The 21,983-nt window shown below is 59.0% G+C and carries 16 protein-coding genes; 4 read left to right on the top strand and 12 right to left on the bottom strand.

From position 1 onward, the window contains the following. Positions 1 to 398 precede the first annotated feature (398 nt). Entirely contained in the window at positions 399 to 1,952 is a 1,554-nt protein-coding gene (locus C8D99_RS07130; protein ID WP_133957450.1) for a glutamate synthase-related protein, read from the top strand. 250 nt (positions 1,953 to 2,202) lie between these two features. Here C8D99_RS07130 and C8D99_RS15180 read toward each other — a convergent pair whose 3' ends face one another. Beyond that, positions 2,203 to 2,367 carry a hypothetical protein gene (locus tag C8D99_RS15180; RefSeq protein ID WP_166670066.1) on the bottom strand — a complete coding sequence of 55 codons (165 nt, stop codon included), beginning with the start codon at positions 2,365 to 2,367 and terminating at the stop codon, positions 2,203 to 2,205. Between the two features lie 19 nt (positions 2,368 to 2,386). On the opposite strand from C8D99_RS15180, the gene C8D99_RS07125 reads away from it, so the two are divergent. Together C8D99_RS07125 and C8D99_RS07120 are read left to right on the top strand one after the other, a co-directional pair. Then, positions 2,387 to 3,361 (top strand): ABC transporter substrate-binding protein, encoded by a 975-nt coding sequence (locus C8D99_RS07125; protein WP_133957449.1) that lies wholly within the window; start codon positions 2,387 to 2,389, stop codon positions 3,359 to 3,361. After that, complete coding sequence (locus tag C8D99_RS07120; RefSeq protein WP_133957448.1) at positions 3,358 to 4,806, top strand: GGDEF domain-containing protein; 1,449 nt, start codon at positions 3,358 to 3,360, stop codon at positions 4,804 to 4,806. The genes C8D99_RS07125 and C8D99_RS07120 overlap by 4 nt, the downstream gene beginning before the upstream one ends. Positions 4,807 to 4,858: 52 nt before the next feature. Here C8D99_RS07120 and C8D99_RS07115 read toward each other — a convergent pair whose 3' ends face one another. The 11 genes from C8D99_RS07115 to C8D99_RS07065 form a co-directional block, all read right to left on the bottom strand. After that, positions 4,859 to 6,634, bottom strand: a complete 1,776-nt coding sequence (locus tag C8D99_RS07115) for a methyl-accepting chemotaxis protein (RefSeq protein ID WP_166670064.1) — start codon at positions 6,632 to 6,634, stop codon at positions 4,859 to 4,861. A 422-nt stretch (positions 6,635 to 7,056) separates the two neighbouring features. Continuing rightward, positions 7,057 to 8,832 carry a methyl-accepting chemotaxis protein gene (locus C8D99_RS07110; RefSeq protein ID WP_166670063.1) on the bottom strand — a complete coding sequence of 592 codons (1,776 nt, stop codon included), beginning with the start codon at positions 8,830 to 8,832 and terminating at the stop codon, positions 7,057 to 7,059. A gap of 269 nt (positions 8,833 to 9,101) precedes the next feature. After that, positions 9,102 to 10,748, bottom strand: coding sequence for a hydroxylamine reductase (hcp, locus tag C8D99_RS07105; RefSeq protein ID WP_133957445.1), 1,647 nt, complete (start codon positions 10,746 to 10,748; stop codon positions 9,102 to 9,104). 26 nt (positions 10,749 to 10,774) lie between these two features. Further along, the gene (locus tag C8D99_RS07100; RefSeq protein ID WP_133957444.1) at positions 10,775 to 11,542 is read right to left on the bottom strand and encodes an ATP-binding protein; all 768 of its coding nucleotides are present in this window, start codon (positions 11,540 to 11,542) and stop codon (positions 10,775 to 10,777) included. Then, positions 11,539 to 11,949, bottom strand: a complete 411-nt coding sequence (locus C8D99_RS07095; RefSeq protein ID WP_133957443.1) for an RrF2 family transcriptional regulator — start codon at positions 11,947 to 11,949, stop codon at positions 11,539 to 11,541. Before C8D99_RS07095 ends, C8D99_RS07100 begins: the two co-directional genes overlap by 4 nt. Before the next feature lie 122 nt (positions 11,950 to 12,071). Next, the gene (locus C8D99_RS07090; RefSeq protein ID WP_133957442.1) at positions 12,072 to 12,398 is read right to left on the bottom strand and encodes a cupin domain-containing protein; all 327 of its coding nucleotides are present in this window, start codon (positions 12,396 to 12,398) and stop codon (positions 12,072 to 12,074) included. Between the two features lie 72 nt (positions 12,399 to 12,470). After that, on the bottom strand, positions 12,471 to 13,925 hold the full coding sequence (locus C8D99_RS07085) for a TrkH family potassium uptake protein (RefSeq protein WP_133957441.1): 1,455 nt from the start codon (positions 13,923 to 13,925) through the stop codon (positions 12,471 to 12,473). A 39-nt stretch (positions 13,926 to 13,964) separates the two neighbouring features. Then, entirely contained in the window at positions 13,965 to 15,416 is a 1,452-nt protein-coding gene (locus C8D99_RS07080) for a TrkH family potassium uptake protein (RefSeq protein WP_133957440.1), read from the bottom strand. 2 nt (positions 15,417 to 15,418) lie between these two features. Then, positions 15,419 to 16,783, bottom strand: coding sequence for a Trk system potassium transporter TrkA (trkA, locus tag C8D99_RS07075; RefSeq protein ID WP_133957439.1), 1,365 nt, complete (start codon positions 16,781 to 16,783; stop codon positions 15,419 to 15,421). A gap of 118 nt (positions 16,784 to 16,901) precedes the next feature. Beyond that, complete coding sequence (locus C8D99_RS07070; RefSeq protein ID WP_133957438.1) at positions 16,902 to 19,649, bottom strand: PAS domain-containing protein; 2,748 nt, start codon at positions 19,647 to 19,649, stop codon at positions 16,902 to 16,904. Positions 19,650 to 19,877: 228 nt separating this feature from the next. Beyond that, positions 19,878 to 20,417: a lipid-binding SYLF domain-containing protein gene (locus C8D99_RS07065; RefSeq protein WP_243833858.1), complete on the bottom strand. Its 540-nt coding sequence runs from the start codon at positions 20,415 to 20,417 to the stop codon at positions 19,878 to 19,880. 489 nt (positions 20,418 to 20,906) lie between these two features. Here C8D99_RS07065 and C8D99_RS07060 point away from each other — a divergent pair, with 489 nt between their 5' ends. After that, positions 20,907 to 21,968: an outer membrane protein assembly factor BamB family protein gene (locus C8D99_RS07060; RefSeq protein ID WP_133957436.1), complete on the top strand. Its 1,062-nt coding sequence runs from the start codon at positions 20,907 to 20,909 to the stop codon at positions 21,966 to 21,968. Positions 21,969 to 21,983 lie beyond the last annotated feature (15 nt).

Here is a 21,983-nt window from a genome sequence, read left to right as displayed (position 1 = left end):
ATATACATTTTTTGGCATGGGAATTATAACAATAAAAGGAGAAATGGAAAAGGAGTCCGACAGCGTACCTTCCTCTTCCACAACCGCTCTTTTCGATTTTTCGGGCGATATTCACGGACTGTTCTGCGCTACCTTTTCCCTTACCGGCCTTCTTTTTCAGGCGAAAAAGACACCCGGCGTCAGTGAGAATCATTTTGCGGGAGTCTTGAGGCATGCACGCCGGAATTGAAAAATATCCTGCCGGGTATATACTGGGGAAAAGTCAGAAAAATAACATCGTCCCTTTCGGAAAAAAGGTGAGAAGGTGATTGGAAAAAAGTGTGACGGCTGTCTCCGAACCGGATTTTTTCACTCCACGGTGTACCCAGGCAAAAAAAATATTGAAGGAGGTTTTCATAGTGACATACAGCCCCCCCGCAGGAAGTTCCATGACGAACACCAGAATGCGTACGCCCGATAACGTCTCCCCTTTCTCCGGAATGTGCACTGTCTGCGCCGCAGACTGCATCGGGCCCTGCGAGATCGGATTGTCCGCAGTGAGGGGAACCGAGGCCATCTACCCCTACAGGACGAATATCAACCAGTTCGCCTCGGAAAAGAACTACCCCCTGGATTTTTCCCACTTCAACATCAACGGCCGGGTCTTCGGCGCCTTCGGAACGGATGAAAACGCCGAAAGCGCGGCCTGGGCAAAGGTAAAGCTCGATGCCGCCTTCGGGCTGAAAAACAAAGTGAACCTGACCGCCCCCATCGTCTTTCCCGCCATGGCAAAACTCAACTGGCAGGACTACTACGCGGGAGCAGCCCTGGCCGGCGTCGCCGTGGTGATAGGTGAAGACGTTATAGCGAAGGACGGGGATCTCGTCCTTGAAAACGGGCTCGTCCAGTCCTCTCCTTTAATGGAGGCAATGCTGTCGGCTTTCCGCAGACTCCACCGGGGATACGGCGACATCATCCTCCAGGCCAATTACGACGACGAGAGGCATAAAGCCCTCGACTACGGAATCACCAGGCTGGGCGTAAAATCCGTGGAGCTGAAATTCGGCCAGGGCTCGAAGGGCATCCAGGGAATGAACCGCATTACGGATTTCGGGGAGGCCCTGAAGTTCAGGAAAAGAGGATATTTGGTCTATCCCGACCCCTCTGACCCCCAAGTGGCGGAAAACCATCGAAAGGGCATCGGTCAGGTCTTTGAGCGGCTGGGGCAGCTTCCTTTCTGGGACGAAGACTTTTTGGTGCAGAGGGTTGCGGAACTCAGAAAGCTGGGAGCGGAGAGGGTTTGCTTCAAAGTCGGTCCCTTCGATCCCCGGGATCTCCTCCGAATCCTCAAGGCCGCGTCACAAGCCGGCGTCGACATGGTCACCTTCGACGGCGGCGGGGGCGGCTCGGGCAGCAGCCCCGCCAAGATGATGAATGAATGGGGAATTCCTACCGTTTATATGGAGAGCCTGCTCTTTGACATGCTGAAGAAAATGGACGAGAAAAACTACCCTCTGCCCCAGGTCGTCATAGCGGGAGGTTTCGCCCTGGAAGACCAGATATACAAGGGGCTGGCCCTCGGTGCGCCCTATATCGGCCTCGTGGGCGTGGGCAGGGCTGCCATGGCTGCCGCCATGACGGGCAGCCAGATCGGCAAAATGATAGAAGAAGGGAACGTCCCCAAGAATCTCCAGGCCTTCGGCTCCACCCGGGATGAAATTTTCGAGGGCGTCCGGGAGCTGAAGGAGTTCTACGGGAACGATGTGAAGGACATATCCACGGGGGCGATCGGCGTGTACTCCTATCTCCGCAGAATTTCCGCGGGGCTGCGCCAGATGATGGGCCTGAACAGGAAATTTACCCTGAAGCATATCGGGAGAAACGATATCGTCCCCCTCACCGAGCTTGCCGCCAGGGTGACGGGCCTGAAGACCTACAAGGAGATCGCGGACGAGGAGATCGCAAAGCTGTAAATCATTCCCGACCCGCTCAAAGCGGCAGATCCGGTTTCACGGACAGAATAAAAAACCGGAGCTGGAGTGATTTGCCAACTCCGGCTTTTTTCCCTTTATCCTCAGGGGAGGGGATCTTTTGCAGGTCCGAGCACCCGTGCCCGGCGAGCGTTCCGGACCGGGAAAGCAGCCGGCACCCTTTTACAGAGGGAGCATCAGCTCCCTCTTTATTTTTGCGGAAAAAAGTGCTATCTTTTTCGGGAGCAATTTGTCAGGAGTAATTTAAATATTCGCTATATAAATTCAGCTTTGTTTTCGGGAGTTTTTGATATGCGGTCAGAAATTTTACATTATGTATATTCCCGTTTCTTCTGGTGTCTTCTTTGAGCAGCCCGGCATTAAAACGGTTGTTTTCATTTTCAATAACATCCTTCACGGCAGGCCTTCTCCTGGCGATGGCTCTGCCTGCTTTTTCGGCAGCCGCCCCTTTCCGCATCCTCATCGTGAACAGCTACAGCTCGGACTGGATCTGGGTCCGGGAACAGACTGACGGCTTCAAAGCCGGTCTTGGCGGGGTGGACGCCGAATTCAGAACCGTGGACATGGATGTGAAAAACCAGACCGACGAGTCCGTGGGAGCGGCTGCGCAGAGAGCCCGTGAGCTTATCGAAGGCTGGGGACCTCACCTTGTCTTCGTCACTGATGATGCCGCACAGGCCGAGGTCACGGTCCATTTCGTCAATGGCCCCATCCCCTTCGTCTTCTCGGGAGTGAACAAGACTCCCGGAGATTTGGGCCTTTCCGGTGCGCCCAATGTCACCGGCGTCTTCGAAAGGGAACACTTCGCCGGTACCCTTCGGCTCCTCCGGGAAATCTGGCCCGGAGAAATACGCCGGATCGCAGTGGTCACCGACGATGATCCGACCTGGAAAGGTGTCCGGCAGCGCATCGGGGAATCCGTCGCCGCCTGTGAGGATCTCGGACTGGAATCGGTCGAATGGATTCAGCCCGAAAGCTTCGAGGAATTCAAGACTGTCATGAGCCGCCTCGAACAAACCGTTGACGCCGTAGGACTCCTTGGTATTTTTCGCTTTGCCGCGGACGGGGGAGGCTTCACCGACTACGAAACGGTGCTGCGCTGGGTGACGGAAAACAGCAGCCTGCCGGATTTCTCCTTCTGGGATACCAGGGTGGAGCGGGGTACCCTCTGCGCCCTCACCGTGAGCGGAACGGAGCAGGGACTTGCTGCCGGACGAATGGCCAGGAGGATTCTTCTCGAAAAAATCCCCCCTTCGGACATTCCCCCGGAAGCATCGTCAAAGGGACGGCCGATGATCTCCCTTGCCAGGGCAAAAAAACTCGGCATCAGGATCCGTTCCGGCCTGCTGCTCGGCTCGACGGTGCTGTCCGGTTTTTCCTGGGATCAATGATCAGCCTGACGCGCCGCGACTTTCTGAAAGGCGGCTGGAGTTTGCTCAGTACCCTGCGAATTCACAGGAGACTCAACCTTCTCTCCCTGATGTTCTCGGCCATGGTGGCCCTGTTCATCATCGCCGGGGGCGGAGCGATACATTACCGGCTCCACCAGGAACATGGGGCATCCCACGCAAGGCTCGCCGCGGCGGAACTGGCCGGCAAGGCCGGGCAGCTTCTGCGGATGGGACTCAGCCTAACTGATTTTCTGGCCTTTGACGAAGTCTGCGAAGGCACCACGGCGAACAACCCCCTGCTGCTGAGTGCGGCTGTTTATGACACGCAGTGCCGCCTGCTCTACGGAAGTGAGGCCGGGTACGGCGTTCCGCCGGAACTTCCATGCGGCGAGGTTACCCGCACCCTGCAGGAAGGGAAGGGCACAATGGAGCAAGTTGTCCTGCATGCCATCACGGGGACTGATAATACCCTCTTCGGTTTTGCAGCGGTGTCCGTCAACCGCGGGGCCATCCTCCGCAACACCCTTCGCTCCGTCTTCAGGCTTGCCGCGGCAGGAATATTGATGCTTGCCGGCGTCCTGATCATCCAGAATCGCCTGTTCCGCCGAATTGTGGAGGAGCCTCTCGCCGAACTGGTCAGGACGGCGGATTCCATAGGCAGCCTGTCGATGGCGCAGATTGCCTCGCTGAGGGCAAAAAAAGGCCCCGACGACATCGGCCGGGTATACGGAGCCCTTGAGCAGCTGCTCAGCCGAATCTTCGAGGCGAGGGCCGAACTGCTGAAGCAGAACGAAAACCTCGAGTCCGTGGTCAGGATGAGGACGGAGCAGCTGGAGGAGAGCAACGCTCTTCTCGCGAAAGACATCGAACGCCGGAAGGCCCTGGAGCGGGAACTCCGGTCCATGGCGAACAAAGATCCCCTGACGGGCCTGCTCAACAGGCGCTCTCTCGACATACGGCTGGACAGGCTCCTCTCCGAGGCCGGGATTCAGAAACAGGAGCTGGCCGTTCTCTATATCGACCTGGACTTTTTCAAGACCATCAATGACACGCTGGGGCATGAGACGGGGGACAGGCTCCTCGTTCTGGTCGCGGGCCGCCTGAGGGCGCAGGTGAGGAAATCCGACCCCGTGGCAAGGATAGGAGGAGACGAGTTCATCATAGTCCTTCCCGGCCTTCCCGCGGCTCCTTTCGCCTCCCGCCTGGCGGAAAAGATCATCCTTGCCCTGTCCGAAACATTCAACATTGACGGCAATGATCTGGGAATCAGTCCCTCCATAGGCATCAGCCTCTTCCCCGGGGACGGCCGTGACCCGAAATCCCTTCTGAAGAACGCCGACCTGGCAATGTACATGGCCAAGTCCCGGGGGAGAAACACCTACTGCTTCTTCTCTCCTGAGACATCGGGAGAAGAGGACCGCCGGTTCCCTGCAAAAAGAGGCTGAGGCGGAAAGAATCTCCGCCTCAGCCTTTTTCACTTCTCACGCAGGGGGACGGTTATTTTTTCCCGCGGACAGGCTTGTGTGCAGCGGGGACCAGCCCCCGTTTTTCCCCTTCGTGCTCGAACCGGAAGTACCCCACCAGCTTGCGCAGCTCCATGGAAAGGTTTGCCAGTTCTTCGGACCCCTGGGCCACCCGTTCCGCCGACGTCGCAACCTCCGCCATCTGTCCCCGGACCATGTCAGACGAAGCCGCGGCGGCGCTGACACGGGACGCGATGTTCTGCACAGCCCCGGCGATCTCCTCGCTCGACGCCGCCTGTTCCTCCGAGACAGCCGCAAGGTCCTGGGTGGCTGACGATATCTTCGACAGCGCCTCCATCATCTTCCCTATGGTCTTCCGGGTTCCCTCGGCAAGCCCCGCCGAGGCGTGGGAGTTCTTCGCGCTCTTTTCCGCCGCGGAGACCACCTGGTCCAGATCCTTTGTAATCATCCCCGCAAGCTCCGCGATCTTCTTCGCCGCCTCGTTGCTCTCCTCGGCGAGCTTCCGCACTTCTTCCGCCACCACGGCGAACCCCCGTCCGGCCTCTCCGGCCCGGGCCGCTTCGATGGCGGCGTTCAGGGCCAGAAGGTTGGTCTGGTCGGCGATGCCGCCGATCTGGGACACGAAGCTCTGGATCTCCCGGGCACGGTCGCCGAGGCTCTTCACTTCCTTCGCCGCCTGCTCCGATTCGGAGGCCACTCCGGCCACGCTCGACACCACCTGGTTGACGGCCTTCATGCCCTCTTCCCCCGCCATGCGGGCGTGCTCCACTTCTGTGGCCATCTCGGTGCTCTTCTGGGCGGAGGACTGGGCGCCGCTGGCCACTTCCTCCACGGAGGCGTTGATTTCCTGGCTTGCTGCGGCCAGGCTTTCCATCTGGGAAGTGACGTCGTCCACACCGGCCCTGGATTCCTCCACCCCGGCGTTGGATTCCTCCGCGAGGGCGGAGAACTCCTCGGAGTTGCTTCCCAGGCGCTCGGCGGCCGCGGCGATGGCCTTCATGGAGTCCCGGAGCTTTTCCCCCATTTCCTCAAGGGCTGCGCCCATACGGCCGATTTCGTCCTTTGTTTTCGCCTCGAAGGCAACCGTGAGGTTGCCGCCGGCGAACTGCTCTACCCCTGCCCGGAGACGGTTGAGGGGCCCCGCGATCCGGGAGGCTATGAAGAGGCCTAAAAGTACGGCAAGGATAACAGCGCCGATGGAGATCCAGAGGATGAGGCGAAGGGCCAGCTGGGCTTGCCGCTGATTCTCCCTGAAGACCTCCTCCGCGTTCTTTCTGTTGAACTCCCCCAGGGCCCGCATCTCCGCCTGGTACTTGGCGAAGACCGGAAGGGCCTGGGTTTTGAAGAGTTCGTAGGCTTCAGCGTTTTTGTTCGCTACTGCCAGTTCCGTGGCTTTTGCGAGAAGAGGGCGGTATTGCATCAGAAACTCCTTCGCCTTCGGAAGGTGTTCTTTTTCAAAATCCGTGAGGTTGGTTTTTTCGTAGGCGGCGATATTGCTGTCCACCGTGTCCCTGCGCCTCTGATTGTCGGCGAGCAGTGCCTGGTTCTCCTTTTCGTCGGTGGTGAGCATGAGGGCGTAGAGGTTCGCCTGGATGGCCCTGCCGTGGACGAGGCTGTCGTAGACCAGGGCGATGGGGACGAGGGAGTCAGCGTAGAGTACCCCCATATCCTCCACCGCCTCTTTCTCGGAAACGTACCCTATGTACCCTACCGAACCGAGAAGCACCGCCATCACCGCCACCAGCGCCAGGATTTTGCTCCTGGTGTTCATGTTTCCGAAACTGCTCATCTCTTTCGTCCTCCTTTGGATGCGGTGCATTCTTGCATATCCTGTGAAGCTCCGTGATTCTCGGGGTTTATGAGGTGGTATTTCAGGGAATAAAAACACGGAACACTTGAAAATTCGGATTCATTTTACACCTGCAGTCTTCTCTCCGGCAACTCCTAAAAATGGAAAAGCTCTCAAAAAGTTTTTTCTTCATGGAAATATGCCGGTGAGTTTGATAAAGGAACAGAAAAAAGGTGAACCGGAGACAGGACCGCCGGCTCCCACGCCTCTTCGGTGTCGATTTCCGGCTTCCTGATTCCCTGAATCCCGATGAACACTTCATTGTCGGGATCAGGAGAAGAGGACCGCCGGTTCCCTGCAAAAAGAAACTGAGGCGGAAAGAATCTCCGCCTCAGTCTCTTAATTCTCACGCAGGGGGACGGTTATTTTTTCCCGCGGACAGGCTTGTGTGCAGCGGGGACCAGCCCCCGGCTCTCCGTTCCGTGGTCGAACCGGAAACGCTCTACCAGCTTCCGCAGTTCCACCGACAGTTTCGCAAGATCCTCGGAACCCTGAGCCACCCGCTCCGCCGATGCGGCCACTTCACCCATCTGGTCCCGGACAATGTCCGAAGACGCAGCCGCGGCGCTCACTCTGGACACTATGTTCTGAACCGCCCCGGCGATCTCCTCGCTCGACGCCGCCTGTTCCTGGGAAACCGCCGCAAGATCCTGGGTCGCCGATGAAATGAGCGACAGCGCCTCCATCATCTTCCCTATGGTCTCCCGGGTCCCCTCGGCGAGTCCCGCCGAGGTATGAGAGTTCTTCGCGCTCTTTTCAGACGTTGCAACCACTCTGTCCAGATCCTTGGTGATGACTCCCGCAAGCTCCGCGATCTTCTTCGCCGCCTCGTTGCTCTCCTCGGCGAGCTTCCGCACTTCCTCCGCCACCACGGCGAATCCCCGTCCGGCCTCTCCGGCCCGGGCCGCCTCGATGGCCGCGTTCAGGGCCAGCAGGTTGGTCTGGTCGGCGATGCCGCCGATCCGGGAGACGAAGCTCTGGATCTCCCGGGCACGGTCGCCGAGGCTCTTCACTTCCTTCGCCGCCTGCTCCGATTCAGACGCCACTCCGGCCACGCTGGACACCACCTGGTTGACGGCCTTCATTCCCTCTTCCCCCGCCATGCGGGCGTGTTCCACTTCCGTGGCCATCTCGGTGCTCTTCTGGGCGGAGGACTGGGCGCCGCTCGCCACTTCCTCCACGGAGGCATTGATCTCTTCACTGGCGGCAGCAAGGCTGTCCATCTGGGAGGAGACGTCGTCAACCCCTGCCCTGGATTCCTCCACCCCGGCGTTGGACTCCTCGGCGATGGCCGAAAAGTCCTCGGCGTTGTTCCCGAGGCGGTCTGCCGCTGCGGCGATGGATTTCATAGAGTCCCGAAGCGTTTCTGCCATCTCCTCGAGAGACGCCCCCATGCGGCCGATTTCGTCCTTCGTCCTTGCCTCGAAATGCACGGTGAGATCTCCGCCGGCGAACTTCTCGACCCCCGCCCGGAGACGGTTGAGGGGCCCCGCGATGCGGGAGGCGATGAACAGCCCCAGGAGCACGGCAAAAATCACGGCCCCTGCCGAGATCCCGAGGATGAGGCTGATGGCCGCAGCAGCATCGTCCGCAGTTTCCCGGTAGGCTTTCTCCCCGAGGGAATGGTAGCGGTCAAGCAGTTTCTGAATCTCCCCCTGGAAGGCCGAAATTGCGGCAAGGCCGTTTTTCAGGAAATAGTCCAGAGCCTCTTCCCTTTTGTTCTCCCCGATAAGGGTGCGGGTATGCCCCCATTCCCTGCGCCAGACCTCCAGGGCCGCCAGAATCCTTGAGAGGTTCTCCCGGTCAGCCGTTTCCAGTTCCAGGCGGCCGATCTGTTCCAGATTGCGGTCGTTCCGGCGGACGAACTCGGATATTTCGTCGTTGAGGTTTTTCCTGACGGTCTCGTCCGCCGCAGTCATGAGGGCGAAGACGTTAGCCTTGATGCCCGTGGCGTTGGTGGCGGTGTTGTTCAGCCAGTCCACCGGCAGGAGGCGGTCGTAGTACATAAATCTCGTATCTTCAGCCCCCTTTGTGGTGAAACGGTATCCAATGTACCCCACCGATACGAGGAGAAACGCCATCACCGCGACCAGCGCCAGGATTTTTCCCCTGGTGCTCGTGTTACTGAAGAAATTCATTCTCAGTCCTCCTTTGAATGCTGTAAGGGAAATCGATTCCATTCTTTCGCTCTCCGGGACCTTTGGGGAGACCCCTTCAGAGTGGTGAAACCAAACAAACAGGAAAATTATTATAACCTTTCGGCAAGTCTTCGGCAATTACGGAAAAGGTGAGGCTGTAAAATCCTGCTCATTTTCCCTGAGGCGGACCGAAATTTTCCGGGGAAAATAATAAAAGCAGGAAAAAGGCGCAAAGCCTTTTCCCTGCTTGTTTGTTTCTTCGGGGCCGTTTAGCCGAGGATTGCCTTCAGGTCCTGCTCCACCGTGGTGACGGGCTGGAGGTTGAACTTCTCCTGGAGGACCTTGAAGACGGGTTCCTTCACGAAGGCGGGAAGGGTGGGTCCGATCCTCATGTTTTTCACTCCCAGGTACAGGAGGGAGAGGAGGATGCAGACGGCCTTCTGCTCGTACCAGGACAGGATCAGGGACAGGGGCAGTCCGTTGATGTCCGTCTTGAAGGCGTCGGCGAGGGCGAGGGCGATGCGCACCGCAGAGTAGGCGTCGTTGCACTGGCCGGCGTCAAGGAGCCTGGGAATGCCGTCGATGTCGCCGAACTCGAGTTTGTTGAACCGGTACTTGCCGCAGGCCAGGGTGAGGATCACGCAGTCGTCCGGCACGGAAGTGGCGAAGTCGGTGTAGTAGCTCCGTCCCGGCTTGGCGCCGTCGCAGCCGCCGATGAGGAAGAAGTGGCGGAGCTTTCCGGCCTTCACGAGGTCGATGACCTTGCCGGCCACGGACATGACGGTGTTCCGGGCAAAACCCACGTTGATGAAGTGGGGTTCCTCATCCTCGTCGAAGCCGGGGGCGGCGAGGGCGGCCTCGATCACGGGGGAGAAGTCCTTGCCGTCACCGATGTGGGTGGCGCCCGGCCAGGCCACGAGCCCGGTGGTGAAGATGCGGGCAAGGTAGGAATCCTTGGGCTTCTGGATGCAGTTGGTGGTCATGAGGATGGCGCCGGGGAACTTTTCGAACTCCTCCCGCTGGTTCTGCCATGCGCTGCCGTAGTTCCCCACGAGGTGTTTGTACTTCTTCAGCCCGGGATAGGCGAGGCAGGGAAGCATTTCACCGTGGGTGTAGATGTTGATGCCCTTTCCTTCCGTCTGCTGGAGGAGGAGATCGAGGTCCTTGAGGTCATGGCCGGAGACGAGGATGGCCTTGCCCTTCACGCCGGTGACCCGGGCCTTCGTGGGTTCCGGATGGCCGTACACGCCGGTGTTGGCCGCATCGAGGAGCTCCATGACGGAGATGTTCCACTTGCCCGCATCCATGGCCTGGCCCACGAGGCCGTCAACGGTGAAGGACTCGCCGGCGAGAAAGTCCATCTTCTCGTGGATGAATCCGTAGAGCTCGTCCTTTTCGTAGCCGAGGACCTTGGCATGGTCCATGTAGGCAGCGCTGCCCTTGAGGCCGAGCAGAACAAGGTCCCGCAGCCCCTGGACCACTTCTCCGTGCACCTCGCTGCCCGCCTCGGGGTTGACCTTCTCCCCGGCGTTAATCATCTCGCTCCTGGAGGAGGGCACGGGGAAGACCGCCGGGCCGCCGAGGGTCTCGGGGGTCTTCCCGGCTTTCCTGCAGGCATCCTCGTAGAGTTTCTTCGCCGCCTCGCGGACTTCTCCTGCCTTCCGGATCATGGCTTCCATGCGGGCTTCGTCGAAGTTCACGTTGGTGATGGTGGTGAAGAGGGCTTCCACGACGAAGACGTCCACGTTCCTGTCCACAGCGCCGAGCTGCCTTGCCCGGTGGGCGTACATGGAAACTCCCTTGGCGAGATAAATCAGAAGATCCTGAAGGTCCGCCACCTCGGGGCTCTTGCCGCAGACTCCGAACGCGGTGCATCCGGTTCCCTTTGCCGTCTGTTCACACTGGTAACAAAACATGGCTCGCATCTCCTCCTTGGTATTGTTTACTTCTTCACGGAGAACCTGATGGTCTCCCTGTCCGTAATTTCTCCGCCCACTCCGATGGTGACGATTTTCAGCGAGACGTTATGTTCGGCCGCCCCGCAGGCCGCCTCGAGAATCCTGGTCATGCCGCCGCAGCACGGGACTTCCATGCGGACCACGGTGACGGAACTGATTTCATTGTAGGAGATCAGCCTGGTGAGCTTCTCCACGTAGGCCTGGGCGTCGTCGAGCTTGGGGCAGCCTATGAGGCAGACCGTGTTCTCTCCGGCGAGAAAAGTCCGGTGGAAATCGGCGAAGGCGAAAGGGGTGCAGTCCGCGGCGATCACGAGGTCCGCCTTCCTGAGATAGGGAGCCGTCTCCGGCACCAGCCGGATCTGGACGGGCCAGTTGGCAAGGGCGGATTTCAGGGCTGCGGGAGCGGGGGACGCCTGGGAAGCCGCGCAGGGCTCCGGTTCCTTTTTCCGGAGATCCCGGGCCATGGACCCGGGGCAGCCGCAGGGGAGCGGCCCGGCCGCGGCCTTCGCCGCCATGTGCTTCTTCACCGCTTCCTCGTCGTAGGGGTCGGCCTCTCTCTCCTCGAAGGTGATGGCGCCCACGGGGCATTCGCCGATGCAGTCGCCGAGACCGTCGCAGTAGGTTTCGCTGACCAGCTTCGCCTTGCCGCCAATGATCCGGATGGCTCCCTCGTGGCAGGCTTCGGCGCAGATGCCGCAGCCGTCGCACTTGTCCTCGTCGATAGTTATGATTCTCCGCATTACCTTGGTCATCGGGTTTCTCCTCTCTGTAGATCCTTCAGGGTGGTATTTTTCAGGTACTCCACGAATTCGTCCGTCATTTTCCCGAGCAGTGAACCGAAAATGCAGCCGCCGAAGGGGCATCTCTCGCTGTGGAGCAGGCAGTAGTCGTGTTTAGGAACGCCTTCGATGGCGGTGTAGATGTGGAAAAGGGAGGTCTCTCCGGGATCACGGGCAAGCTGAAATCCGCCTCCCGGCCCCCGGACGGAGGTCACCAGCCCTTCCTTCACCAGTTTCTGGAAGACCTTGGCCAGGTGGGCCTCGGAGACGTTCACGGCTTCCGCCATTTCCTTCGCGCTCATCCGCTTTCCGGAAGCGAGAAGACCCATTCCGTGAAAGGCCAGGGATACCGCTTCCGACACAGCAACCACTCCGCTCATTTTCAGGGCCCCTTTCTTAATTCAGGCATTATGGTACCTTAATTCCTGAATATGTCAAGGGGACGGTCCTGAAAAAGAGTAAAAAAAGGGAGAGCAGGCAGAAAGCCGCTCTCCCGAGGTTTTCACGCTCTTTTGTAGTCCTGGCGGATGGGATGGAACACGTCGATCACAAAGCTTTCTGTCACGGCGTGCACCGCGTGGGGCTCCCCCGGCGCGAGAACCAGGACACATCCTTCGTCGAGGAGAATCTTCTCTCCCCTGACGGAGATCTCCACCTTTCCGGATACCACGTTCACCACCTGTTCGTGGGAGTGGTCATGAAGGGGGAAAACCGCTCCCGCATCCATGTCCCAGTAAGCCACCGTCATGTTCTCCGAGTGGACGAACCTGGCCCTGAGGCCGGGAAGAACGTTTTCCTTTTCCAGCCGGTTCATGTCGACGAGTTTCAAGGAAAATCCCTCCCCTGTTTAATTGTTGGAATATATTATATCATCCGGGAGGAAATACAGGTACCTGAAAATCTATTTTCTCCACGTCCCGGGAAAGAACAGGAGAACCATGGTGTAGAGTTCAAGTCTTCCCATAAGCATGAGGAGAGAGAGAACCCATTTCCCTGCCGCCGGGATGTGGTAAAAATTCTCGGTGGGACCGACCGTTCCGAACCCGGGACCCGTGTTCCCGATGGATGCCGCAGCGCTGCTCACGGCCGTGACGAAATCCACGCCCAGGGCTCCCATGAACAGGGCTCCTCCCAGGAAGACCAGCAGGTAGATGATAAAAAAGGCGGTCACCGAGGCTACCGCGTCCTGCCCCACGGTTTTTCCCCGGATTTTTATCCGGAACATCCCCCTGGGGTGGAGAGACATGACAAGACCTGATTTTACGTGCCGGGCGAGGGCGAGAATCCGGAGGCTCTTGATGCCTCCGGCGGTGGAACCGGTGCATCCTCCCGCGAACATGAGGAGGATGAACAGAAAATGGACCGATACCGGCCAGAGCTCGTAATCGGCAGTACAAAAACCCGTGGAGGTGATGATGCTGATCACCTGGAAGGCGCTGTAGCGGAGGGCCTCCTCGACGGAACCGTAATATCCCCTGAGCAGAAGCACCGCAGCGGTGAAGAGAATGCTGAAAAGGACGATGAAGGCGTAGAGCCGATATTCCTCGTCGTCGCGGTACGCCCCGGGCTGCCTGAGAATAAAACGGTAGTGGAGGACGAAATTCACCCCTGAAAAAAACATGAAAAAGGTGGTCACCCATTCGATGTAGGGTGAATTGTAATGGCCGATGCTTTTGTTCAGCGGAGAAAGGCCCCCGGTGGCGATGGTGCTGAAGGAGTGGGTGAGAGCTTCGAAGAGGCTCACCCCTCCAAGAAGGAGGAGGAGCGTCTGCGCCGCCGTCAGGCCGAAATAGATGCCCCACAGCCTGATGGCCATCTGGTGGAGCCTCGGCGTCATTTTTTCAAGACCGAAGCCCGGAACTTCCGCCTTGAAGAGATGGACCCCTCCCACGCCGATAAAGGGCAGTATGGCGAGGCTGAGGACGATGATCCCCATGCCTCCGATCCAGTGGGTCAGTCCCCTCCAGAAGAGGAGGCTTTTCGGATGGATCTCTATGTCTGTCAGGATCGAGGCCCCGGTGGTGGTAAACCCGGACATGGCCTCGAAAAAAGCGTCGGTGAAGGTGGGGGTCATTCCATAGATATAGTAGGGGAGAGCCCCGATAAAAGACGCGCACACCCAGGAAAGGGAGACCACGGCGAAGGCGTCGCGGATCCCGACGCTTTTGTAATTGGTATGGTGCCTTCCCGCGGCAAAGAGAAGGCCTGAAAAGGTAAGGCCGAGAACCATGGAGTAGACAAGGCTCCTGACCTCGCCGCTCCCGTCGAAATGAGCCCACAGGATGGGCCATATCATGAAGACTGAGACGATCCCTGTGATGAAGGACAGAAATTTGGCCACCAGGAATCCGTTCATGCTTTACCGGCACCCCCCCGGACATTGTTCATCATGACGCTATTTTCTCCACGTCTCCGGAAGAAAGAGAAGGATTACCGTGTAGAGTTCCAGGCGTCCGGTGATCATCAGGAAAGAAAAGACCCATTTGCCTGCTGCGGGAACGGCGCCGTAGTTGTCCATGGGGCCCAGGGACCCTAGGCCCGGACCCACGTTGCCCAGTGAAGCGGCCACTCCCGAGATGGCTGAAAGCAGGTCCATGCCGAGAGATGCGATGAAAAAAACCCCGGCGATAAAAATGGTCACGTAGAGTATCAGAAAGGAGGTCACCGATGACTGGATACTGTCGTCGATCGCTTTTCCTCCCACTTTTACCGACACCACGGCGCTGGGGTGGAGAACCCGCTTCAGTTCCGCCCGGGTGTGCCTCCCGAGGACCAGGAGCCGGAGGATCTTCATGCCCCCTCCCGTGGATCCGGCGCATGCCCCGGCAAACATGAGGAGCAGAAGGACAATCTGGACGAAAACGGGCCAGAGCTCAAAGTCAGCGGTAGCGAACCCGGTAGTGGTGATGATGCTCACCACCTGGAAGGCGCTGTACCGGACGGCTTCGGTTATGGAGTCGTAATGCCCCCCGAATAGCAGAACCGCTGAAATGACGGCGGTGCAGCCCAGGACGATCCAGAGGTAGAGCCTGAACTCCTCGTCCCTGGCTAAGGGGCGGAAATCCCTTCGGAGCATGCGGTAATGAAGGACAAAATTTACCCCGGAAAGAAACATGAAAATGGTGATGACCCATTCGAAGTAGGCGGAGCCATACTGCCCCACGCTCCTGTTGAGCGGGGAAAAGCCTCCCGTGGCCACGGTGCCGAAGGTGTGGGTCAGCGCCTCGAAAAGGTTCATCCCCCCCAGAAGGAGAAGCGCCGTTTCCGCCGCGGTGAGAAAGGCATACACGCCCCAGAGGTACAGGGCTGTCTGCTGTATCCGGGGAGTGATTTTTTCCGGTATGGGACCCGGCACTTCCGCCTTGAACAGTTCCATCCCCCCCACCCCGAGGAAGGGGAGAATCGCCAGGCTGAGGACGATGATACCCATGCCTCCGAGCCAGTGGGTCAGGCTTCTCCAGAAAAGGATTCCCCGGGGAACGGCCTCGATGTCGGAGAGGACCGACGCTCCGGTGGTGGTGAAGCCCGAGGATGATTCGAAGAAAGCGTCGGTAAAGGTAGGAACGGTTCCGCTGAGATAAAAGGGGAGGGCTCCGATAAAGGACGCCAGGATCCAGATGAGGGCGACGACGAGAAAGCTGTCCTTTATGCCGAGGTCGTAACTGCCGGCCTTCTTTCCTGCAAGAAAGAAGGCTCCTGAAACCAGAAGTCCGGCGGCAATGGACAGCAGAAAGGCTTTTCCGTCGGCGCTCCCGTCCCATGCGACCCACCCCAGGGGGAGAATCATCGAGAGAGATACTATGGCCGAGAGAAGGGAAAGAACCCTGAAAACGACGGGAAAATGCACGGTCAGATCACTCCAAGGGATTCCATCGCCTCGGACATGAGGTCCGACGTGGCAAAGACGATGACTTTGTCTCCCTTCTGAAGTACCGTGGCCCCCACGGGTACGAACGTGTCTCCCTTCCTCACGATGAGGGCGATGAGAATTCCCTTTGGGAGGCCCAGACTCATGATGGTCCGACCGACCGCGGGGCTCCGCTCGGGAATGACCACTTCAAGCATCTCGGCGTCGATTTTCTCGATGATGGAAAGCACGCCGGAACCGGTGGGGTAGCGGGCGTACCGGAGGATCACCGATGCCAGGGCGCTGTTGGGGTTCACGATGGAATCCACGGACATGTAGTTGTCCAGCTTCATGTAGATCTTGTGGCGCACCACGGCGATGGTTTTCCGGGCGCCGAGGGCCTTGCCGATCACCGAGAAGAGGAGGTTCGTCTCGTCGCTCTCCGTGGCGCACACCAGGCCGTCGGCCTCCTCGATGCCTTCCTGGCGGAGCAGGTTTTCATCGGCTCCGTCGCCGCACAGCACCAGGGTCCGCTTCAGTTCGCCGGCCAGGCGTTCGCATTTCTCCCTGTTATGGTCGATGAGGCGGATGTCCAGGTTGCGGAACTGGTTTTCCAGCTTCCAGGCCACCTGGAAGCCAAGCTTTCCGCCGCCGATGATGATGACCTTCTTCAGGGGCCGGCTCTTCTTCTTCTGGTAGATTTCTTCCATCTTCCAGGCCTGTTCCCTGGAGGTGACGATATAGCAGAGGTCTCCTGCCTCGATCCTCATGTCGCCGTAGGGTATGTAGCCGGTGCCGTTCCGCTCGATGTAGACGATGATGGCGACGAAATGGGGGTAGAGGGTCCGGAGTTCCTTCAGAGCCACCCCCACGAGAGCGGAATCCGGGGCCACCCGGAAGGCATATATGCCTGAACGGCCGTCGAGAAGCTCTGCCGTGTGGACGGCGGAGCTGACGAACAGCAGCTCCAGGATCTCCCTCGCCACGGACCGCTCGGGAGAATTCATCACGTCAATTCCCAGGTCCTTCGCCCAGGTGGGGCTGTCGGTGAACTCGAGCCCCCTGGCCCGGGAGATGACCCGCTTCACCCCGGCGCGCTTGGCGATCCAGCAGGCGAGGATGTTCACTTCGTCATGATCGGTGCAGGCCACGAGGATGTCCACATCGCACCCGGGAACGATTCCGGCCTCCTCGAGAACCTGGGGCCTGGCTCCATTTCCCTTGACGGTGATCACGTCCAGTTCATTGTCGACCCTGGCCGCCCGTTCCTCGTCCTCCTCCACCACGGTGACGTCGTGCCCTTCTTCGGAAAGGGTCTCCGCCACGCTGTAGCCCACTTCTCCTCCGCCAACGACGACAATCTTCACTCTTTCATTCCCTCCGCCGGCCCCTTCGTTCCGGGCCCATTGATAGCGCCGATACCATACCCCATCCGGAGAAAAAACGCCATCCCCTTCCGGGTATACATGACCGGGAACTGCCCCGTCAGCCTTGCCTTTCCCCGCTGCCGGAAGAGAGCCTGTCCACCGCGGCGAGGAGAGCGTCCCGTGACACCGGCTTCGTGATGCAGTCGTCCATGCCCGCCGCAAGGCAGAGTTCCCTGTCCTCACCCAGGGCATAGGCGGTGAGGGCGGCCACCGGGAGACGGGCTCCCGAATCCTGTTCCATGGCCCGGATGCGCTTCACCGCTTCCAGCCCGTCCATTCCCGGCATCTGGACATCCATGAGGACCAGGTCGAAGGGGCCGTCTCCGGACAGGACATCAAGGGCCTCCTGCCCCGACGACGCCCGGACCACGGTGTGCCCTGCCGACGTCAGGACCTTTTCTGCGAAGATGGCGTTCACGGGATTGTCCTCCGCAAGGAGAATTCTTCTGCCTTCCTTTTCGGGCATGACTGCCGGAGCGCCGGTTTTTTTCTTCTTCCCGGGGACCGCCGGGCCGGATGTTCCTTTCTCCGGCCCGGCGGGCAGGGGACTTTCAGCCGGTTCGAGGGGGATGGTGAAATGGAAAATGCTTCCCTGTCCTTCCCTGCTTTCGGCCCAGATGCGCCCCCCCATGGCGGTCACCAGCTCCCTGGAGATGGCGAGTCCGAGCCCCGTCCCCTCGAACTGCTTCGATCGTGACTGGTCGAGCTGGGAGAAAAACTGGAAGAGTTTTTCCTTCTGGTTTTCCCGTATTCCTATACCCGTATCCGCCACGGAAAAAAGGACCATCCCCGTCCGCCCCGGTTCTTCAGGGCGCACGTCCACGGAGACACCGCCCCGGGACGTGAACTTCAGGGCGTTGCTGCAGAGATTCAGGAGCACCTGGCTCAGCCTGAGGGAATCGCCGAGAAACCTGTCGCCCAGGGAGGGATCCACGTCCGCTGTGAAGAACAGCCCCTTCTGCACCGCCGGGAGGAACAGGGGCTTCACCACCTGGTCCACCGTCTTCCGGAGGGAAAAGGGCTCCCTGGCCAGGCTCAGCTTTCCGGCCTCGATGCGGGAGAGGTCCAGTATGTCGTTCAGCAGGGTCATGAGCTTTTTTCCCGAGGCGTCCACCATCTCCAGGAGCTCCCTCTGCTCCGGGGAGAGATCCGTTTCCAGGACGAGGGACGTCATGCCGAGGATGGCGTTCATTGGCGTCCGGATCTCGTGGCTCATGTTGGCCAGGAAGGCGCTCTTCGCCCGGTTTGCCTCTTCCGCCGCGGCCAGGGCCTCCCGAAGCTTTTCCTCCATGGCCGTCCGTTCCGACAGGTCGGTGAAGAATGAGAAAGCTCCCACGGCTTTTCCGGCGCCGTCCCGGAGGGTGGTGGCGCTCACCTGGACCGGGAGGGGGGACCCGTCCTTTCGCATGAGCCGGATGGGGTAATTTCTGTGATCGGTGACGGTAATCTTTTTCCGGGCCTCTTCCCACAGGGGATAGTCTTCCGGATAGACGATGTCGCCGGGGCTCTTTCCGATGATTTCTCCGGGGTTCATTCCGAGCATGGCGCAAAAAGCGTCGTTCACCGACTCCACCACGGAGAGGTCGTGGAGAAGGAAGCCCTGGGACGTGGTGCCGATCACGGCACGATATCTCGCCTCCGTCTTCGAGAGGCGGGAAGCCAGATCCCTGACGGAAGTGATATCGTAACTCACCCCGTTCACCCGGAGAGGGGCGCCGTCATTCCCCCGGGCGAGAGAAGCCCGGGAGAAGAGCCACCGGAAGGTCCCGTCGGCCCGGCGCACCCTGTATTCTCCCGAAGCCTTCCCTTCCCTGAGGATGGAGTCGAGGAAAGCCCTTATACCAGGCCGGTCCTCATCACAGAGGAACGCCTCCGGGGGAATTCCCTCCCGGGGCAATCGCTCCGGTGCGAAGCCGAGAATTTCCTCGCAGGCTCCGGAAACCTGCACCAGGCGGGAGGAGCGCAGGTCCCAGGACCACATCACCAGGGGCAGGAGAGCCAGAAGGTCCTCGAGATGCTGCCTGTTCTGCTCTTTTTCGGTAACGTTCCGGGCGCACAGAAGGCAGGCGGTCCGGTTTCCTTCCCCGTCCAGGATGGGAATGGTCTCCACCTCGTAATGAAAAATTTCGCCGCTGTAGGATGAGACCGCCAAATTCTCCCGTTTCCTTCCCTCGCCGGGAGAAAAGGAGAACATGGAGGAGAGCGTCCTGGCCACGGGCGGAGAAACAAGCTCGAGAAAGGGAACCCCTTCCGCGGGGCGGGCATCGAAAAGCCGCACAAGGTCACCCTCCGCCTCAAGGTTGAAGGCGAGGATGCGGAGATCCCTGTCGAGAAGGACGAAACTCTGGAGGGAGTTGTTGAGCATGGCGAGAAGATTGGACTGGGTCGTCCGGAGGGCCTCCTCGGTGCGGAGAAGGTCCGTAATGGGCAGAGCGAGAGCCCGGGCGGCCACCACCTTCCCCGACGGCGAACGGAGGGGGGTGTACACCACCTGGAACCATTCCCCCGATACCCGCGGCCTCTTCCTGGCCACGTACCGCCCGGCCCCGCCCTCAGTCACCTCCCGGACGCCGCACTCGCCACAGGGCCCATCCTCGCCGAAAAAAACACTATGACAGAAGCGCCCTTCCGCAGCGCCGAAGACTTCCCGGAAAAAGGAGTTCGCCCACAGCACCTTCAGGTCGGGAGAGATAACGGCCGCTCCCACGTGGGCGTCCGAGAGAAAGCTGTCCACGCTCCTCTCGTCGAAAACGTCAATTCCTTCCTTCTCTTCAAGGCGGCGAAGCGCCCCCCACTCTCCTATCATTGCCCGACCTCCTCTGGAAACCCGGCACTTCAGTGCCGGAACCGGAAAAAGGTACCGGCTGCATTCTGCCAGCCTGCAGGATATTGTACTCCAAGCCCGCCGGGAGGGAAAAGGCCCGAATCCCTCCAAACGGACAGCCGCCCGGTATTCTTCCCTCCCGGCAACCGCGTACAACAAGACGGAGCCCGCCTCTTAAGAGGCGGGCTCCGTCTTGTTGTACGCGAAAGACTACTTCGCTTCCCGGATCAGCTTGTTCAGTTCTGCGATAAGAGGCTGCATGTCAGCGGAGGAAGCCGGTCTGTTTAAGGCTTCTTCGGCGGTAATGGGCTTTCCCCAATAGGCTTCGTTCGTCTGGTCGCTCACTCCGACGGCAGCTCCCTTGAGAGATATTCCGGCGAACAATCCCTTTGTCATGGAATAGCTGTAAATCGACGCGTCGAACTTATAGTCGGTTCCAAGCTCTCCCCTGCGTCCCACGGGGCCTGCGGCCACTGCGATATCGCCTCCGAGGGTTACGTTGTTCTCCATAAATCCTTTGAAACCGGGGTCGTTGGTGATCACAAGAACCAGAGAGATGGACTGAGCGCCTATCTGCAGCCCGTAGGAAACACCCGTCACCGAGGCGAAGGAAGGTCCGAACCACTTGCCGGTATCGGGGTCGCGGCGGAGCACCAGCCCTTCACCGTATTGGGCGCCGAACACAAAAGCCGCTTTGAGAACGGACGGAAAAATCGCCACGCCCCTGGCGTGATGGAGAAGGTCACCCATTGTTCCCGCATCCTCCTGCGCAGACATCTCACGCAGGATTGTCACCGAGTCCTGTATCAGCCCTTTCGGTGCGGCAGCAAAAGCCCTGCCCGCGGAACCGGCGCAGGAAATCAGCGCGAACGAGAAAACGGCCGCCAAAAACATTCTTGTGTTACGTTTCATCAGTGAAGCCCCCATTCGTTTTCAATCTCTGACACGTTCCATATTATACCACAACATAGTATTAAGAAGTTAAAAATTTTTTATTTTCCGTATTTTTAAAGAAAGCCTTGCAGAGAGCTGTTTAATGAATTAAAAGGCCAGCGGGAATACCTCCAATACGTCGGATTTCAGGACAAAAACAACACCAGAACCAAAAGAAAATGAATATAAGTATTAAATATACAAACCATTCTACTATTATAAAGATATACAAGAGTTAAATTTCGTGCTATAGTGTAGTTCTGAAATTTAGGAATATTGGAAATTTATGAAGGAAGAGGTGATACCATGAAGAAGGTCACAAGGCGCCCGATGTACGGGTTGGTTTTAGCGGCGGCGGTCATCGGTTTACTTTGCTCCGCTCCGGCTCAGGCATGGCAGGGAGTGCAGAAATGGGTCTATGGCGCGGAAACAAGCGTCTCCGGGTCCCCCATCGTCGCAGGAAACATTCTTCTTATAGGGGACAACAACGGGAAACTGTACGCCCTCGACAAGAATTCGGGCAAGGCGCTGTGGTCATTCAACACGGGGGCTTCAATCAAAGGCCGGCCCGCAGTCATCGAAAAAACCGTCTATTTCGGCGGTACGAACGGAACCTTTTTTGCCCTGGATGTGAATTCCGGGACCGAACGCTGGCGCTACAGTCCGAAGGAAGCCAACACTCCGGGAGGATCATGGTCATCCCCGGCGGCAGGCGACGGGCGCGTCTATTTTAACAGCGTCGACGGCAAAGTGTATGCCCTCAGCGGCAGCACGGGGGATCTTCTCTGGAACTACGACACGGGCAGGGGGCTCCGATCCGCTCCGGCGTACAGCGACGGCCTTGTTTTCATCGGAGCGTACGAAGGCGTCTTCCACGCCCTGAGCGCGAAAACCGGCCACAGGGAGTGGGGCGGCGGAAGCGGCGGTGCAATAGGTTCAGCCGCGGCAGTATCCGATGGGGTGGTGTACTTCGGCAGTTGGGACGGCACACTTCAAGCCGTACTCATCAAGGGAGTGGTTCCCCAGTGGAAATTTGACGCGGGCGAATCCATTACAACGTCCGCCGCGGCAGCCGGAGGGCGGCTTTTCTTCGGCACGATAAACGGAAAGATGATCGCTCTCGATAAAGCCTCTGGCAACCGGATCTGGGAGTTCGCCGTTCCGGGGGGCATTCACTCCACACCGGCGGTGCACGATGGAATAGTTTTCTTTGGAAGCGACGGAGGCAATTTTTACGGCCTTGACGCCGCAAGCGGGCGGGAAGTATGGAAGTTCGAATCGGGCAGGGAGATTATGTCGGATCCTGTAGTTGTGGACGGCGTGCTCTATTTCGGCGGTTTTGACGGAAAAGTCTACGCATTCGAATAGACTCCGCCCTGTTCG

This window comes from Aminivibrio pyruvatiphilus (assembly GCF_004366815.1).
Taxonomy (GTDB): Bacteria; Synergistota; Synergistia; order Synergistales; family Aminobacteriaceae; genus Aminivibrio; species Aminivibrio pyruvatiphilus.
The sequence above is the reverse complement of the archived record's forward strand: the minus strand, read 5'-3'. Positions and strand labels throughout refer to the sequence as shown.

Excerpts from the sequence above, each read along its gene's own strand:
- C8D99_RS07125 (WP_133957449.1), top strand. The coding sequence starts at position 2,387 with ATGGCTCTGCCTGCTTTTTCGGCAGCCGCCCCTTTCCGCATCCTCATC.
- C8D99_RS07120 (WP_133957448.1), top strand. The coding sequence starts at position 3,358 with ATGATCAGCCTGACGCGCCGCGACTTTCTGAAAGGCGGCTGGAGTTTG.
- C8D99_RS07115 (WP_166670064.1), bottom strand. The coding sequence starts at position 6,634 with ATGAGCAGTTTCGGAAACATGAACACCAGGAGCAAAATCCTGGCGCTG.
- C8D99_RS07110 (WP_166670063.1), bottom strand. The coding sequence starts at position 8,832 with ATGAATTTCTTCAGTAACACGAGCACCAGGGGAAAAATCCTGGCGCTG.
- hcp (WP_133957445.1), bottom strand. The coding sequence starts at position 10,748 with ATGTTTTGTTACCAGTGTGAACAGACGGCAAAGGGAACCGGATGCACC.
- C8D99_RS07100 (WP_133957444.1), bottom strand. The coding sequence starts at position 11,542 with ATGACCAAGGTAATGCGGAGAATCATAACTATCGACGAGGACAAGTGC.
- C8D99_RS07095 (WP_133957443.1), bottom strand. The coding sequence starts at position 11,949 with ATGAGCGGAGTGGTTGCTGTGTCGGAAGCGGTATCCCTGGCCTTTCAC.
- C8D99_RS07085 (WP_133957441.1), bottom strand. The coding sequence starts at position 13,925 with ATGAACGGATTCCTGGTGGCCAAATTTCTGTCCTTCATCACAGGGATC.
- C8D99_RS07070 (WP_133957438.1), bottom strand. The coding sequence starts at position 19,649 with ATGATAGGAGAGTGGGGGGCGCTTCGCCGCCTTGAAGAGAAGGAAGGA.
- C8D99_RS07065 (WP_243833858.1), bottom strand. The coding sequence starts at position 20,417 with ATGGGTGACCTTCTCCATCACGCCAGGGGCGTGGCGATTTTTCCGTCC.
- C8D99_RS07060 (WP_133957436.1), top strand. The coding sequence starts at position 20,907 with ATGAAGAAGGTCACAAGGCGCCCGATGTACGGGTTGGTTTTAGCGGCG.